Consider the following 16089-nt stretch of genomic DNA (forward strand, 5'->3'; position numbering starts at 1 on the left):
ACAGAAATCTCGGCCTGCGGTCAACAGTCATTTCTGGCTGAATGTCGCCTGAAACAAAGGTTGTTTCAGACGCCGAACAAATTTTATACTAATACAGACAGCACACAATTTCAAGTGCGGTTGCGGTTTAACACGTAAAATGTAACCGCCAGGGCAAGCACGAGCACCCCGCCTTTTACAATATCATGTGTGAAATATTGAACATTCATCATAGTCAAACCGTTCACCAGTACACCAATCAGAACCGAGCCAATGAATGTTCCAATCACGTTTGGTTTACCTGCACCAAATACGGAGAATCCGACAAATACAGCGGCCACGGATTCCATTAACAACGGAGAACCCGCATCAATTTGTCCAGAACCCACTTTGGATGCATAGATAATACCGCCGATTGCAGCAAACACTCCAGCAGCTACATAGGCGAGTGTACGCACCTTTTTTACCTTGATTCCGGATAGACGTGCCGCCTCCTCATTCCCCCCAGTAACGTACATCTGGCGCCCATACTTCGTATACGTCAAAAAGATATGCACACCGATAACCGCAATGAGCAGCAGGATGACCGAAATCGGCATTCCCAGCCATTTTCCTTGCCCAAGCTGCAGAAATGTGGGGTCCATCTCTCCGGCAGCCTTGCTTCCGTCTGGAAACTGCATATGGTTATAGATCGTGTACCCTTGAGCATACGTTTTGTGAATTCCACCGATAATGTACATCGTGGCAAGTGTAGCGAGCAGATCCGGGATACGGAGTTTCACGATCAGCAAGGCATTAAGCCAACCAATCACAGCCCCAATAATCAGCGGAACGATAATGACAACTGCCAGCGGCTGCTGATACCAAATCATTAATGAAGCGGTAACGACAGTAGTTAGTGAGACCGTTGCCCCCACCGAAAGGTCAAATCCATCGACAATGAGAGATAAGGTAACACCAATCGCCACAAATGTCACGATAGAGATTGAACCCAAAATATCGGTCAAGTTACTGTACGTGAAGAAATAAGGCAATTTAATACCGAAAAATGCTATAACACCAATAATAACGATAATCGCCCCATAACGGAACGCAAAATCCAATGATTTATCCTTCATGCTTCCACCTCTTGTCCACCGCTTGCATAGTATAGCAGCTGTTCTTGGTTAGTCTCGCCCCGTTTGAATTCCTTAACGATAGTCCCTTCACACATGACTGCAATCCGGTCACCAATGCCCAATCCTTCATCCAGTTCACATGTGAAGTAGATAACAGCTTTACCCGCCAAAGCCAGTTCGTTAATGATGCGAAAAATGTCACTTTTGGCTCCGATATCCACACCTTTTGTCGGCTCATCAAAGATAAAGACGTCTGCGTCCGCATTCAGCCATTTGCCAATGGCCACCTTTTGCTGATTGCCACCGCTTAAATACTTCACTTCCTGCCGCACTGACGATGTTTTGATACCCAGTTGCTGCACTAAAGATTCCGCATTCTCACGCTCTCGCTTTCGACTTACAAAACCTAATCTACTAAGACGTCCAAGCAAAGGCAGGCTCAAATTGCGTTCCACGTTTTCCTCAATCAGAATCCCCTGTTTCCGCCGTTCCTCAGGCACTGAGACAATGCCCAGAGCAGCAGCATCAGCAGGTTGGGAAAGGTGAAGTTCTCGATTGTTAAGCCGAATCTCTCCACTCTCCAGCCGATCTGCACCAATCAACAAGCGGGAACATTCCGTTTTCCCCGCACCTACAAGACCCACCACAGCAAGTACTTCTCCTCGATGAACAGACAGGTCCACCCCCTTGACTCGGACTCCACGCCGAAGTCCTCTCGCTTCCAGCAACACTTCACCTACCGGTGCTTCTGTCTTGGGGAACTCTTCCTCAAACGGTTTTCCGAGCATCTGCGTCACCAGATCATTGATCGTAAGCTCTTTTGCTTCACCCGTAAACACATGTTGTCCATCTCTCATCACGGTAACGCGGTCACAGTGACTTGTAACTTCAGGAAGACGGTGCGTAATGAAAATACATGCCACTCCGCGTTCCTTCAGCAAATGAACGATTCGGAAAAAAGCGTCCGTTTCTTCCTGGCTCAGCGGTGCAGTTGGTTCATCAAAAATAATGACCTTGGCATCCTGGATCAGAATACGTGCAAGCAGAATCATCTGCTTCTCCGCAAGCGTCAGGTCAGCTACTTTTTTGTGAACGGATATACTCGCTCCTAATTGCTGCAAAGCTTCAGCCGCACGCTGTTGCAGTTTCCGCGGACTTTTCCACCAACCTCCGCCAGGCGATGCCAATTGATCCAGCATAATGTTCTCGGCAGCTGTCAATTGGGGAACCAGCGCAGCATCCACCTCCTGGTATACACAGTGAATACCACTCGCTTTGGCATCGCCTGGTGAATTCAGATGAAGCGTTTGCCCACTTAATTGGATGTTGCCCTGATCCAGTTGATAGGCACCAGACAGAATTTTCATCAATGTGCTCTTGCCGGCACCATTCGCACCAAGCAGCGCATGAATTTCCCCGCCTTTGACGGAGAACTCCACGTCTTTCAGTGCAGGAATGCCTGCAAACTGCTTGTGGATATGTACCATTTGAAGCAGAATCGGTGCAGTACTCATGACGCCAACCTCCAATCGCTCCCCTCCGGGAGTATCACTATTCTCATATAGTTATATTCCATCATGGTTGGAAAAAGCGCGCCTTGCGGCGCGCCTCCGTTACGCTGTTTTATTTAGCAGTAACTCCGTATTCAGACATCCAATCCTTGATTCCCTGTGTACTTCCTCCCCATCCCTCCACATACTCGGACAGCTCTGAAGTAGAGATTTGTTTGTCAGGCAGCGCATCACGCTGTACATAAACCGGGTTGAGAACCACTTGATCCTCTGTCTCATCCCCATTCAGCTTCTGGTATGCATAACGAACTTGAACACGCCCAATGTCTGTTGGATCAACCGCTGCAGAAGCTACCCAAGGGTTTTTCGGATCTTGGATCATCTGCAAGTCTTCATCACTCATGTCAATACCATATACCTTGATCTCGTCACGTCCTGCTTGCTGAATGGCACGTGCTGCACCTTTAGCGAACTCATCCCATGCAGTCCATACCGCTGTAATTTCACCTTTTGGATATTGCTTCAGAATCGCTTCCATTTTGGCTTGTGTATCCAGCGCCGGGTTCTGTGCTGAACCAAACGTTGCAATCTCCTTAATGTCCGGGTTCTCTTTCAGGAACTTGCCATAAGCAACCTGACGACGTTCCATTGGTGCAAAGCCGGCAACCCATACTTTTACGATATTTCCTTGTCCGTTAATATCTTTTTTCATTTGCTCCAGCGTAAGTTCAGCCATCTTTTGATCATCCTGGGACAACACTGTTGCTCCCGGAACACTAATGTCTGCATCGAACACAACAACCGGAATGTTTTGTTTTACTGCCTTTTTCACGCCCGGCGTCAGCAAGGAATCCCCATGATCCGTTAGAATGGCATCGAATTTCTGGTTAATTGCGCTATCGAGCAACGATACCATTTTGGCTTTATCATTATCGGCGACAAACGTAGTCAGTTGTCCTCCGAATTTTTCGATTTCTTCTTTAACCCCTTGCACGTATTGTTGTGAGAACGTACCTGTGTTAAATTCCATAATCAGTGCAATTCGCTTTCCACTGAGTGGACCTGTTACTGCTTCGGTTTGAGGCTTGTCCTCTGCTGCGCCGGAAGCTGCAGTTGAAGCAGGTTCTTTTTTAATTCCGCAAGCAGACAGCGCTAGTGTAAATACAAGCAACACACTCAACCATACCCATTTTGTATTTTTCCCTCTCATCTCTTTCTCCCCCTGTTCACACTCTCTGTGATCTCGATCACAATAGTTGAATATTAATATAACGGCTAATCCCTAGTATGTAAATGGGTTTTAGTAATTTAAAGCTAAAACTCGCTAAGTTTTTATTCGAAACTAAAGTATCTTATCCAGTTCATCCAGAATCATGAAAATAAAATAAGAAAAAGACCGCGAGGGGTACCCCTACGGCCTTTTGGACTTACAGAATTATGGCGATTAATCCACCTGAACCTTCGTTAATGATACGTCCTAGTGTCTCTTGCAATTTGTATCGTGCGTTATCTGGCATCATCGCAATTTTACCCTGAATTCCTTCTCTCACGATGGAATGCAGCGAACGACCGAACATATCTGAATCCCATACCTTGATCGGATCGTTCTCGAAGTCCTGCATCAAGTACCTCACCAGTTCCTCACTCTGTTTTTCCGTTCCGATAATCGGTGCAAACTCCGATTCCACATCGACCCGGATCATGTGAATGGATGGTGCGGTTGCTTTCAAACGGACGCCGAATTTGGTACCCTGCCGGATGAGTTCTGGCTCATCCAGTGCCATCTCGGCGAGGGATGGAGCTGCGATACCGTAGCCGGTCGTTTTGACCATCTCCAGCGCCTCAGCGAAGCGATCGTACTCCCTCTTCGCATGGGAGAATTCCTGCATCAACTGCAGCAGATGATCCTTGCCTCGAATTTCAATACCAACAACTTCCACGAGGATCTGATCGTATAATTCATCCGGTGCATACAGATCGATTTCTGCCACACCCTGCCCCATGTTCATACCACTCAGACCGGCTCGGTCGATGAATTCGTATTCCATGAACTGAGCAACAACCCGATCCACGTCACGCAGCCTGCGAATATCCTTAACCGTGTCGCGAACGGAATTTTCGTAGTTGCTGCGCAGCCAGTGGTTTTCATTCAGCACCATCACCCAGCTCGGCAGATTCACATTCACTTCATGTACAGGGAACTCATACAGCACTTCGCGAAGCACACCTGTCACATCATCTTCTGTCATTGTAGCTGCACTGAGTGTCATGACCGGAATGTCATACTTAGCAGCAAGCTCACTGCGCAACTGCAGCACTTCTTCACTGCGAGGGCGAGTCGAGTTGATCACTAGTACAAACGGTTTGCCTACTTCCTTCAGTTCGGCAATGACACGTTCCTCTGATTCAACATAGGAACTCCGGGCAATCTCCGCAATCGTACCGTCAGTTGTGACCACAACGCCCAGCGTGGAATGCTCCTGAATGACTTTGCGTGTGCCAATCTCGGCTGCTTCCTGGAACGGAATGGGTTCTTCGAACCATGGTGTGGAGATCATACGTGGACCATTCTCGTCCTCGTATCCCTTCGCTCCTTCCACCGCGTAACCTACACAATCCACAAGGCGCACATTGACATCCAGTCCCTCGGCAACCTTGATTTGAACCGCGTTATTGGGTACGAATTTCGGTTCCGTAGTCATGATCGTTTTGCCTGCCGCACTTTGCGGGAGTTCATCCACTGCCCGCGCACGGTCTGCCTCATTTGTAATGTTCGGCAAGACGATTGTTTCCATGAAACGTTTGATAAATGTTGATTTACCTGTCCGGACTGCGCCGACAACCCCGAGATAGATATCCCCTCCGGTCCGCTCGGCAATGTCCTTAAAAATGTCCACTTTCTCCAATGAAATCCCCTCCCTAAATTACTCCGAAGGAAAAATGCTAAAGAGCATCCGCTTCGTTTTTTCAATCAGAAGACTGAAATCCCTGCAACGGTAGAGCCGCCTTTGTGAGTGCCCGGAAGTCGTCCGCCGCCGAACGTTGCATTCTGATGAAACCGGCGAAAGCGGCGTTAACTCGTACATGCAATTGGACTAGTATCATCTTATGTATCCGTATGCAGCATTATGACGCGTATTTTTGTTTTTTTCTCAAGGTAGTTGCCTTAAGAGAATCGCCCCGCTCTCGGACTGCGCGTCTTTATTTCAATCTACTTTATGAGCGTGACGAAGCTTTTATGCCGGTTCGTTGATTTGGTTTTCGTGGTACCGTTCAAGCCATTCAGGAGGTATACTGTGAGGGTAAGGCATTTTTTTAGCAGAGAAGAGCAGAGATAACGAGCTGAGAAAGGTGAGATGAGCATGGCACAGATTAAAGTATATGGACTAGGTGAGCATCTGAGCCCATTGAAAGCGCAGCTTTCACAAGTCATACACTCCGTTATGGTGGATGTTGTGGGATTACCGGAGAACAAGAAGTTTCATCGTTACTTTCCCATGGACACGGATGATTTTCTCTTTCCCTCCGATCGTTCAGCTGGTTATACCATTATTGAAATCAGCATGTTCGAAGGCCGAACAGATCAAGTCAAGAAAGAACTCATTCAGCAATTATTCACACGAATGAATGAACAGTTGAAATTGTCGCCCAATGATGTGGAAATTACCATATTTGAAACACCTCGCAATCATTGGGGTATTCGGGGATTACGCGGCGATGAACTTGACTTGAGTTATAAAGTGGAGGTCTAAACAAAGTAATCTAAATGTAGCTTATGGACCATATGATGTGACTATAAACCAATATACAAGAAAGAGATATCCCATGATGCGGAATATCTCTTTTTTAATCTTAAGGCCAATCATTGTATTGCGTAACACTCGATCGAATTAACTCTCATTATTACTTTTTGCAACTGGGGTGTTATTCTGCCAGGTGTAGGCGACCGATTTTACAGGGACAAAGTAAGAATGCTCCAGCAAGAATTCACGCATATCTTCCATTTTCGTTGGAAGACTATCTGACTTCTCTATAGCCTGCATAATGTCAAAAGCATAATCCACATAGACATTGCCCTCGTCATCCATCATGAACGGCAGCTCCTGACCCGAATATACACTATTCAGTGTAACCGATGGGGCACCAGCCTGTGCGGCTTGTTCCATATCTACCGCGTATAGACCTGGATACAGTTCTTCCCCACTTGGCAGCTGATTGTTATGTACGGACTTGTACTGGTTGACCATTCGCTGAACATCATTTACTTTCTGCACGGTTTGAAGATCCATAACTTTGACGGTTGGCTTCACTTCTTCATCCTGAATGAGAAAGTAAGCGCTCCCACCACTCTCAAACGCAGTGCCCGGTATTTCATCCAGATACCCCTGCTGTTTCAGCTTGGACAGATCGACTCTGAATTTTTCATATTTAGGTGTTTCCATATCTGCATTGACCATGGGCAAAATCCCCTGATCCTGTTGGAATGCTTCTACCGCAGTTTGAATACGGCTTACGCTTTCCCTATAAGCTATTTTGGGATCGGGATTACTCTGGGATTGATACATACACCCCGTTGCTGTAATAGCAAACAATAGGAATAAGAGTAGACAAGACATCTTCTGCAAGTGACGCCTCTTCCCTCTTGGTTTCACGTTCTTCGTCATGTTCTCGTTCATCCGTATCCTCCTTGAATCGTTCCACTCAGGTATTCTTAGAACCAATCGTCCTCTTCCTGCTGCTGACGTTCCAATTGTTTACGAATCGCTGCCTTCAGGGGATCCTCTGGAACATGAACCGTCACCGATCCCCGTACCTTCGCCTGACATGACAGCCGGGTGCCTTCATCCAGCAGGGAACCCAGCTTACGTTTCTCCGCATCTGTTGGTGGATGCAGCGCTGCAAGATGTTCCGAATCCACTTTCACCTTACACATCAGGCAAGCTGCCTTTCCATCACATCGCGTTGCTATCTTCACCCCTGCACGGCGTGCAGCGTTTAACAGCGTTACCCCTGGCTTTAGCCGAATCGTTTTATTTTGCGGTAAAAATGTAATATTGTAATCCATAACTCTTCCTCCCAACCTACTGAGGCCAGTCGAAGCCAACAAGCTCTTCCACTTCTGCTCTGAATCGGCTTGTCCATATATTTTGCTGCCCCAATAAAGTCATTAGAGGTTGATGTACTTCGGGCATCTGCCGAATCTGTCTTGCAATGGGTTCATAACGATCAGCACGGCCTCTCATCAGATTGAACAACAGCTCATGAGCAAGCGGCATTAGACGTAATGTGTAAGAACCTACTTTGGCTTCAGGTGCATACTCGGCCAATACATGCTCAATTTCAATGCGGTACCAACTTTTACGTGACCATACTTCGAAACCCCCAACCAGTTCCAAGGCACAAGTCCCTACCTGATAATGACTGAGTAGCGAGGCATAAGGTCCAGTCTTATCTACGACAGGCTCGTCCAGCATCATTCCAGGCGCAGATTTATGCAGCAACTTCGCAGCGGTGATATCAGCGTAAATGTCAATATCTCTGGGAGCCTGCTGTAATTCCACCTGTTGTAGCAACAACCCACAGCTTCCCCCAAGCAACCACGTATAAGGCTCTGTATCCCAGGCTTTCGCCGTTTCCAGCAAAGCCGCGTGTAATTCCGGATAGCGCTCTGTACGATCCTCCGTTTCATGCGGCCTCATCGGCTCACCTTCCCTTCATCCGTTTTCGTTGTGTCAGTTCTTATGATGTGTTTATGCGGATGTTATCTCTCAGGCGAGAAAGATCAGGTCAGAGAAGCTATTCCGCCGAAAAAGCCAATCAGCATAATGAGAAAAGCAATTAAAGAAAGAATCCCACGTACAATGCCTTTCGTTTTGGATCGAGCAAACGTAATCAGGAATACAGATAGTCCCATAATGAGGATTGCGACCAATGAAAGCCACATCTTGTCCATCGCGTTCATAATCCAGAGTTCTCCCCTTCAGTCCGTTATTCATCACTGACACTGTGACAATTGCAACTATTATAACACGAAACATCGCTCAGATTTCCAAAAAAAAGACAAAAAGCAAGCCGGCAGATGCCGACTCGACTTTTTGTCTTGCTCGATCGCCTGCATAGCAGGCGCGATCTATTATTTTTTCATCATCATTTTCATTAATGATTCCATACTGTTTGGGTTTAATCCGCTTTTTTTGACGGCACTCACGATATCCTGAACTGTATCCTCAGATACCGGCACTTTTGCCATGGCGGATACTTGCTTGATCAGTTGGCGCAACTGAGCTTCATTCTGCATGGTGGACGGTTTTACTGTACTCGCCAATTTCTTGACGGCACCTTCCGTAATCGATTTCCCTGCTTTTTTGTTGATCGCTTTCAGCGCTTCCTTGGAAATGTTGTTAGCCATTCGTCTCCCCTCCTCCGGCAATACTCATGTGTATAATATGAGTGCACCGCAAAAAAGGTGAATAAGCTTCTCATTTCGGGAAAGCTGCCTACGCTACCATCAGGAATGCCATTGTTCCCAAGTTTCAAGCGTCATGACTTCCATTTCGGTCTTGGGATCACGTCCCATCAAGGCTTCAACCGCATCCCGCGGCTGTCTCTCCTGAAAAAGAACATGATAAAGCTGATCTGCAATCGGCATTTGCACACCGTATTTCTGAGAAATAAAGTGGGCAGCCTGCGTGGTCCGAATTCCTTCCACAACCATGCCCATGGAATTCAAAACATCGTCCAGCTTCTGTCCTTTGCCCAGCAAGGAACCGGCTCTCCAGTTACGGCTGTGCTGACTAGTCGCGGTCACGACCAAATCGCCGATCCCTGCAAGTCCGGAGAACGTGAGCGGATTCGCTCCCATCTCCACACCTATGCGTGTGATCTCGGCCAGCCCACGTGTTAGCAACGCTGCTTTGGCATTGTCACCAAAGTTAAGCCCGTCTGACATACCTGCTCCCAGCGCGATAATATTTTTGAACGCTCCCGCCAGTTCTACACCGATCATATCTCGATTCGTGTACACACGGAAATAAGCATTCATAAATAAACCTTGGGCTGCCTCGGCAGAAGCTTTATCCAGTGATGCCACAACAACCGTTGTTGGGCAACGCTTAACCACTTCTTCCGCATGGCTTGGACCAGAAAGTACAACGATATGTCCTTCTTCACAATCAAGTTCTTCCGAAATGACCGTGGACATGCGTTTCAGGCTTTCTGTCTCAAATCCCTTGGTTGCATGAATGATTAACATTTCCGGTTTGTAATAGGCCTTAAGCTGATGAGCAACCGAACGCATCGCCGATGAAGGAGCAACAATTAACACAGCTGAAGCCCCTTCAACTGCCGTTGCCATATCCGTTGTTGCCTGGATACGGGGTGACAGTTCTGCATCGGGAAGGAAGCGTTGGTTTGTATGTTTATTATTGATCTCTGCGGCCTGGTCTTCACCACGAGTCCACATGATCACATCCAGCTGATTGGCAGCCAATACACTGGCGAGTGCAGTCCCCCAACTACCTGCAACCAGAACAGCAACTTTTTTAGACAACGCGTTTTCCCCCTCCAGGGTTTTTCGATCCCAATTTATTTTCCTGTCCTTTGGCGAGCTTCGCAATATTGGTACGATGTCTCCAGAACGCAAACAGACAAATAATCAGACTTCCCCAGAAGATACTCATCGAATATCCGGGTAACACAAGGATGAAGAGCGGTGTCAAAGCTACAAAAATAAGGGAACCCAATGAAACATATCGTGTCAATACGATGGACAGGATGGCAAATACTCCGGCGCATAGCGCAGGAATAAGTGCAAGAGTTACGAGCACACCGATCGCTGTAGCAATTCCTTTTCCTCCACGGAAACGGAAGTACAGCGGCCAGTTATGTCCTGCAATGGCAGCTATACCACTAAGTGCAGGAATCCAATCGGAACCATTGCTGAACCAAACCCCAATCCAAACGGCCGCAATACCTTTGAGTACATCCAACAGCAGTACCAGAATTGCCGGTCCTTTACCCAATATCCGCAAAGTATTGGTAGCTCCTGCATTTCCGCTTCCGTGTTGACGGATATCAATCCCCCGTAGTGCTTTTGCAAGGAGGACACTAAAGCTGATTGAACCGAGCAGATAGCTCAGTACAATCGCTGCGATTTGTAAAATCACAAACTTCTCCCCTAACCTTCGTCGGACTTCCTCCGAGTAAATATGCGAATTGGCGTCCCTTCAAAATCAAACGCTGCACGGATTTTATTCTCCAGGTAACGTTCATAAGAAAAGTGCATCAATTCCGGATCGTTCACAAAAATAACCATGGTCGGAGGTTTAACTGCAACCTGAGTCACATAGTTGATTCGCATTCTGCGCCCTTTATCCGTTGGTGGCGGATTAATCGCGACTGCATCAGATACTACATCGTTAAGCAGATGCGTCTGAACACGCATAGTATGCTGCTGTGCTACACGTTGCACAACAGGCAATAATTTTTGTAAGCGTTGTTTTGTCTTGGCTGACAAAAATACAACCGGAGCGTAAGTCATAAACAGGAAATGATCCCGAATTTTTTTCTCAAACTCATTCATTGTTTTATCAGACTTCTCTACAACGTCCCATTTGTTCACAACAAACATGGAAGCTTTACCTGCTTCGAATGCATAACCTGCAATATGCTTGTCCTGCTCAATAATGCCTTCTTCGCCATTAATTACAATCAGAACAACATCTGCACGCTCAATGGCACGCATCGCACGCATTACGCTGTATTTCTCCGTGGTTTCATAGACTTTACCACGTTTACGCATACCTGCTGTATCAATCAGCACATAGCGCTGACCGTCTTTTTCAAACGGTGTATCGATCGCGTCCCGCGTCGTTCCAGCAACATCACTGACAATAACACGTTCTTCGCCCAAAATGGCGTTCACCAATGAAGATTTACCCACGTTAGGACGTCCGATCAGAGCTACACGAATGACATCGTCATCGTAAGTCTCTTCCTCAAGTTCAGGCAATTTCTCTACGATGGCGTCGAGCAAATCACCTACACCTGTACCATGACTTCCCGATACTCCGATTGGATCACCAAATCCAAATCCATAAAACTCATAAATGAGCTCACTGCGCCCGATATTATCCACTTTGTTAACGGCTACAACGATAGGCTTGCCTGAGCGGTACAACATCTCTGCGACTTCTTCATCAGATTGCGTAATCCCTGCTTTTGCATCACACATGAATACAATAACATCCGCTTCTTCAATGGCGAGCTCTGCCTGCATCCGGATTGATTTTAAAATGACGTCCTCGCCGTCGATTTCGATACCACCTGTATCGATAATGCTAAATGGTTTACCGTTCCATTCGCCGATTCCGTAGATACGGTCACGGGTAATGCCCGGCTTGTCTTCCACAATGGCCAATCTGTCGCCGATGATCCGATTAAAAATGGTGGATTTGCCCACATTCGGTCGCCCGACAATTGCCACAACGGGTCTTGCCATACATTCCACTCCTCCTGTCCATACTTACGATACTCATCATAGCAAAAAACACCTGTCTTGGCTAACGTTTCATGCCGTTATACTCGCAATAAAAACAATCGGCGAACCCGCTGGGGCTCGCCGATCTTGCTTTTATTGTTCAGCAAAATATGCAGTATATAACTAAGAACCATGCATGTATAACTTATTTGAATTTGCTGAGTTTGTCACCGAAGCGCTCGCCGAGCGTGATGCTCAGACCTTGATTGCTCAAGGAAACGTTCGGGTTGTTGATTTCTTCACGTGGAGCATTGTTTCTTGCAGGTCTTTCTGATTTTGGCGCTTGAGCAGGAGCTTCTTCAGTTTCCTTGATGCTCAGGCTTACACGTTGCTCAGAAGGATTCATGTCCAAGATTTTAACTTGAACTTCTTGTCCTTCTTTCAACACTTCGTGCGGAGTGCCAATATGTTTGTGTGAGATTTGCGAGATATGCACAAGTCCCTCAACACCAGGAGCGATTTCAACAAAAGCACCGAAGTCAACCAGACGTTTTACAACACCTGTTACGATATCGCTAGAGTTGAATTTGTCGCCAGCTGTTTCCCAAGGACCTGGTTGAACAGCTTTCATGCTCAAGCTGATTTTACCTTTTTCAGGATCAACTTTCAGCACTTTTACGTTTACTTTATCGCCTTCAGACAGAACGTCCGATGGTTTGTCAACGTGTGTCCAAGCCAGCTCAGATACGTGAACCAATCCGTCTACTCCGCCTACATCAACGAAAGCACCGAATTGAGTCAAGCGTTGTACCGTACCTTCGATGACTTGACCTTCTTGCAAACCAGCCATAACAGTAGCTTTGTTTGCTTCGAATTCTTGCTCAAGTACGTCTTTTTGGGAAAGGATCACTTTGTTGTTCTCACGGTCGATCTCTTTCACTTTAACACGCAATGTGCGTCCTTTGTAATCGTTGAAATCTTCAACGAAATGGCGCTCTACCATGGAAGCCGGGATAAATCCGCGTACGCCCACGTCTGCTACCAGACCGCCTTTAACAACGTCAGCTACAACAACTTCGAATACGTCTTGGTCTTCAAAATGCTTTTGCAATTGATCCCAAGCGTTTTCGCTGTCGATTGCACGTTTGGACAGAACGAGTTTTTCTTTCTCGTCGTCGATGCTAAGTACTTTAGCTTCAACTTCTTGTCCAACTTCAACTGCATCAGACGCGCTGTCTACGTGTAGGGAAGACAGTTCACGAATTGGAATTACACCGTCATATTTATATCCAATGCTCACATAGGCTTGGTTATCTTCCAATTTGACGATGGTTCCTTTTACGGTATCTCCTTTTTTCAAGGAAACGAATTGATCCAACTCATCTTGGGTTGCTTCTTGATTTTTCATTTCTTCCGACATGTCAAATACCCTCCTCAATTCAAAAACCCCATTATATTCAAACCTGCCTGTAGCAGAGTTCAAAACACTTTCAGAACTGAATGCATAGCATAGCTTCCCTCAAAAAAATGGAAACATGCACTCAGTTGTCCGACGCCACCTTACTCACTTGCTCGGTACGCCTGTTTGCACCATTTCATTAATTTTGGACATAATCTTCTCCGTCGCTCTTTCCAGCGCATCGCCGGAAGGATCTTCCTTGAACTCGTCCAAATTCACTGGTGCTCCATACACAACTTTCATCTTACGAAAAACCTTGTAGTTACCGATAATAGCAGTAGGAATAACTGTAGCACCACTTCGGAGAGCGAAGCTCGCTGCTCCTTTTTTGCCGATGCCACCATCATTGTGTCGGCTTCCCGAAGGAAAAATGCCAAGCACTTCACCACCACGCAAAATGTTGAGTGAGGTCTTGATGGATTCCTTGCTGACGCCTCCACGTTTAACGGGGAAAGCGCCTACGGCTTTAATAATTCGGCCTAAGACCGGAATATCAAACAATTCGCTTTTGGCCATGAAACGCACCTGACGACGAATCTTGATACCAACCGTTGGAGGATCAAAGTTACTGATATGATTAGAACATAAAAGTACGCCGCCTTCTTTCGGGATGTTCTCCCGTCCAACTGCCTCCAGGCGGAAAAGAATGGTGTAAATGATCCGCAGTAATGTGCTGCAAAATGTGTAAATCATAGACCGATCTCTCCTCTGACCATTGTGCAATAAGACACGATTTTGTCAACCACTTCATGGATGCTCATCTCGGTTGTATCGAGCACAGTAGCGTCCTCAGCACAACGAAGCGGGGATATTTCCCGACTTTCATCCAGTTTGTCACGGGTGGCAATGTCTCGCTCAAGTTGCTGCAACGTCAGTCCTTCTGAGGGGTCCAGTTCTTTGAAGCGGCGAAGTGCACGCTCTTCCACACTGGCAGTCATGAAGATTTTCACTTCCGCGTCGGGCAATACTGTCGTTCCGATATCGCGTCCATCCATGACGACGCCCTTGCGCAAAGCCATTTGCCGCTGTGTATCCACCAATTGCGTACGCAGCCCCTCGATTTGCGCATATCGGGACACGATTCCCGTCACTTCACGGGAGCGGATTTCCGAGGTTACATCTTCCCCATTACAGAACACTTTCTGTCCGTCGGGATCCGGTTGTAAATCAATGACCAGCTTTTGGGTTTCCTGAAGCACCTCTGGCACATCTTCCGGTGAAATACCTTTTCGAAGCATATGCAAGGTTACCGCACGATACATTGCGCCTGTATCGACGTATATATACGCGAGCGCCTCTGCAACCAATCGGGCCACCGTGCTTTTCCCGGCACCGGCAGGTCCGTCAATTGCGACGTTCATCTTCCCGTTCTCTGATGTGTTCTGGCTTGCCAACGGGGCATTCCTCCTCAAACGATAAGCCTCAATAAAAAAACAGGCATTGCCTGCATCGTCAAAATTATACCACACTATACACATGGATGCAAAAACAGACAAATCAGTGATGCTATTGTTCGTGTACCGTTTGCATCTGAATTGGTGTTCCTTCCAGACGATCAATGGAGGTCATATTCTTTTTCATATCAGGTACAAGAAGTAATAACTGATAGGTCACAAGCAGAATAAGAAGAACTGTAATCAGCATCAAAGCTCTTCTTTCCATTCGCTTGGATAAAACATAATATAGTCGCTCGTATCTGCGGGATGCATGGCGATTGTTCACAACCTAATCCTCCGTTTTTCCATTACAGTGCCCACCATTGTCCCTTTCTATCCCAGACAATCACCATCTTTATTTCGTTCGATAATCCAATTGCCTTTCAAAACAAAACTTGATGATCTTCTGTCGTTCCGAATCCGTAATCTGCACAAACTTTAACATGCATAGCTGTCTGCCTGTTTCCAGTGTTTTGATCCGTACCACTTCAGCTTCAAAATTCGCATGTTCAATCGCTGCATTCCGATAAGGAATAAGCAACCAGCATTTCAGCTTCTGTCCTTCCGCAATAGCAAAACTGGGTTCCCCATAAATGGACAATCCCCCGCCGCCAATATCTTCAGTCAAGCCCACAGCACGGGTCAGATCTTCACCCTGGATGGCCATTTCAAGGTTTGCATGAACACGCAGAAAACTGCGACGCTGGATTTTGGTAATGTCGTCCGGCAAGGGCTTGCGAATTCGTACAAGCCGAACTACATCTTCTTCAAATCCGGTCACATACGTGTTGAAATAATGACGAACCCCGTCTTCCGTAATATAAGAAATGGACAATTCCTCACCAAAAAACAACCTTTTCAACCGACTGCTTCCCTGTTGCATCGGAACTTCGATCAGGAAACTATTGTCATCCACATCAGCTATACGTGATTTATATTCTTTGCTTTCCTCTTTTTCATCTGCAGAGGCAATCTGGATGTATAAAACTTCATTTATTTTGGGAAACAAGCTGTTCACCGCCACCTTAGCTTTTTATCTTCGTAATCGTATGTACAAGGACTATTATACCATGACCTTTCTCATAGTGGACAACAAAAAACAGACCAC

Annotated in this window: 18 protein-coding genes; 1 reads left to right on the forward strand and 17 read right to left on the reverse strand. The window is 46.6% G+C overall.

Annotated features, from left to right (window positions below):
* Positions 1 to 110 precede the first annotated feature (110 nt).
* The 4 genes from AC3ITG_RS20745 to spoIVA all read right to left on the reverse strand — a co-directional run bounded on the left by AC3ITG_RS20745 (position 111) and on the right by spoIVA (position 5514).
* Positions 111 to 1097, reverse strand: a complete 987-nt coding sequence (locus AC3ITG_RS20745) for an ABC transporter permease (protein WP_024630671.1) — start codon at positions 1095 to 1097, stop codon at positions 111 to 113.
* Positions 1094 to 2611 carry a sugar ABC transporter ATP-binding protein gene (locus AC3ITG_RS20750; RefSeq protein ID WP_489251226.1) on the reverse strand — a complete coding sequence of 506 codons (1518 nt, stop codon included), beginning with the start codon at positions 2609 to 2611 and terminating at the stop codon, positions 1094 to 1096. Before AC3ITG_RS20750 ends, AC3ITG_RS20745 begins: the two co-directional genes overlap by 4 nt.
* A 109-nt stretch (positions 2612 to 2720) precedes the next feature.
* Positions 2721 to 3818 carry a sugar ABC transporter substrate-binding protein gene (locus tag AC3ITG_RS20755; protein ID WP_489251227.1) on the reverse strand — a complete coding sequence of 366 codons (1098 nt, stop codon included), beginning with the start codon at positions 3816 to 3818 and terminating at the stop codon, positions 2721 to 2723.
* Positions 3819 to 4035: 217 nt separating this feature from the next.
* Positions 4036 to 5514, reverse strand: coding sequence for a stage IV sporulation protein A (spoIVA, locus tag AC3ITG_RS20760; protein WP_489251228.1), 1479 nt, complete (start codon positions 5512 to 5514; stop codon positions 4036 to 4038).
* Positions 5515 to 5970: 456 nt separating this feature from the next.
* Here spoIVA and AC3ITG_RS20765 point away from each other — a divergent pair, with 456 nt between their 5' ends.
* Positions 5971 to 6360 carry a tautomerase family protein gene (locus AC3ITG_RS20765; RefSeq protein ID WP_413372353.1) on the forward strand — a complete coding sequence of 130 codons (390 nt, stop codon included), beginning with the start codon at positions 5971 to 5973 and terminating at the stop codon, positions 6358 to 6360.
* A 138-nt stretch (positions 6361 to 6498) separates the two neighbouring features.
* On the opposite strand, the gene AC3ITG_RS20770 is transcribed toward AC3ITG_RS20765, so the two are convergent.
* The 13 genes from AC3ITG_RS20770 to AC3ITG_RS20830 all read right to left on the reverse strand — a co-directional run bounded on the left by AC3ITG_RS20770 (position 6499) and on the right by AC3ITG_RS20830 (position 15990).
* Entirely contained in the window at positions 6499 to 7284 is a 786-nt protein-coding gene (locus tag AC3ITG_RS20770; RefSeq protein ID WP_489251229.1) for a hypothetical protein, read from the reverse strand.
* A 35-nt stretch (positions 7285 to 7319) separates the two neighbouring features.
* On the reverse strand, positions 7320 to 7673 hold the full coding sequence (locus AC3ITG_RS20775; protein ID WP_489251230.1) for a 2Fe-2S iron-sulfur cluster-binding protein: 354 nt from the start codon (positions 7671 to 7673) through the stop codon (positions 7320 to 7322).
* A gap of 16 nt (positions 7674 to 7689) precedes the next feature.
* On the reverse strand, positions 7690 to 8307 hold the full coding sequence (locus AC3ITG_RS20780; protein ID WP_489251231.1) for a hypothetical protein: 618 nt from the start codon (positions 8305 to 8307) through the stop codon (positions 7690 to 7692).
* Positions 8308 to 8390: 83 nt separating this feature from the next.
* Complete coding sequence (locus AC3ITG_RS20785; RefSeq protein ID WP_053780676.1) at positions 8391 to 8570, reverse strand: DUF2768 family protein; 180 nt, start codon at positions 8568 to 8570, stop codon at positions 8391 to 8393.
* Between the two features lie 171 nt (positions 8571 to 8741).
* Positions 8742 to 9017 carry a stage VI sporulation protein F gene (locus tag AC3ITG_RS20790; protein ID WP_301246466.1) on the reverse strand — a complete coding sequence of 92 codons (276 nt, stop codon included), beginning with the start codon at positions 9015 to 9017 and terminating at the stop codon, positions 8742 to 8744.
* 99 nt (positions 9018 to 9116) lie between these two features.
* Positions 9117 to 10157 (reverse strand): NAD(P)H-dependent glycerol-3-phosphate dehydrogenase, encoded by a 1041-nt coding sequence (locus tag AC3ITG_RS20795; protein ID WP_489251232.1) that lies wholly within the window; start codon positions 10155 to 10157, stop codon positions 9117 to 9119.
* On the reverse strand, positions 10150 to 10773 hold the full coding sequence (plsY, locus tag AC3ITG_RS20800; protein ID WP_076288925.1) for a glycerol-3-phosphate 1-O-acyltransferase PlsY: 624 nt from the start codon (positions 10771 to 10773) through the stop codon (positions 10150 to 10152). Before plsY ends, AC3ITG_RS20795 begins: the two co-directional genes overlap by 8 nt.
* An 11-nt stretch (positions 10774 to 10784) precedes the next feature.
* Positions 10785 to 12107: a ribosome biogenesis GTPase Der gene (gene der / locus AC3ITG_RS20805; protein WP_063566754.1), complete on the reverse strand. Its 1323-nt coding sequence runs from the start codon at positions 12105 to 12107 to the stop codon at positions 10785 to 10787.
* Between the two features lie 184 nt (positions 12108 to 12291).
* Positions 12292 to 13506, reverse strand: coding sequence for a 30S ribosomal protein S1 (gene rpsA / locus AC3ITG_RS20810; protein WP_413372360.1), 1215 nt, complete (start codon positions 13504 to 13506; stop codon positions 12292 to 12294).
* A 144-nt stretch (positions 13507 to 13650) separates the two neighbouring features.
* Positions 13651 to 14238, reverse strand: coding sequence for a lysophospholipid acyltransferase family protein (locus AC3ITG_RS20815; protein WP_090807401.1), 588 nt, complete (start codon positions 14236 to 14238; stop codon positions 13651 to 13653).
* Complete coding sequence (gene cmk, locus AC3ITG_RS20820; RefSeq protein ID WP_063566751.1) at positions 14235 to 14939, reverse strand: (d)CMP kinase; 705 nt, start codon at positions 14937 to 14939, stop codon at positions 14235 to 14237. Before cmk ends, AC3ITG_RS20815 begins: the two co-directional genes overlap by 4 nt.
* 112 nt (positions 14940 to 15051) lie before the next feature.
* Positions 15052 to 15267, reverse strand: coding sequence for a hypothetical protein (locus AC3ITG_RS20825; protein ID WP_489251233.1), 216 nt, complete (start codon positions 15265 to 15267; stop codon positions 15052 to 15054).
* A gap of 69 nt (positions 15268 to 15336) precedes the next feature.
* Complete coding sequence (locus AC3ITG_RS20830; protein WP_413372362.1) at positions 15337 to 15990, reverse strand: flagellar brake protein; 654 nt, start codon at positions 15988 to 15990, stop codon at positions 15337 to 15339.
* Positions 15991 to 16089: the final 99 nt, after the last annotated feature.

The sequence above is a fragment of the Paenibacillus sp. GL_099_B genome (genome assembly GCF_057835695.1).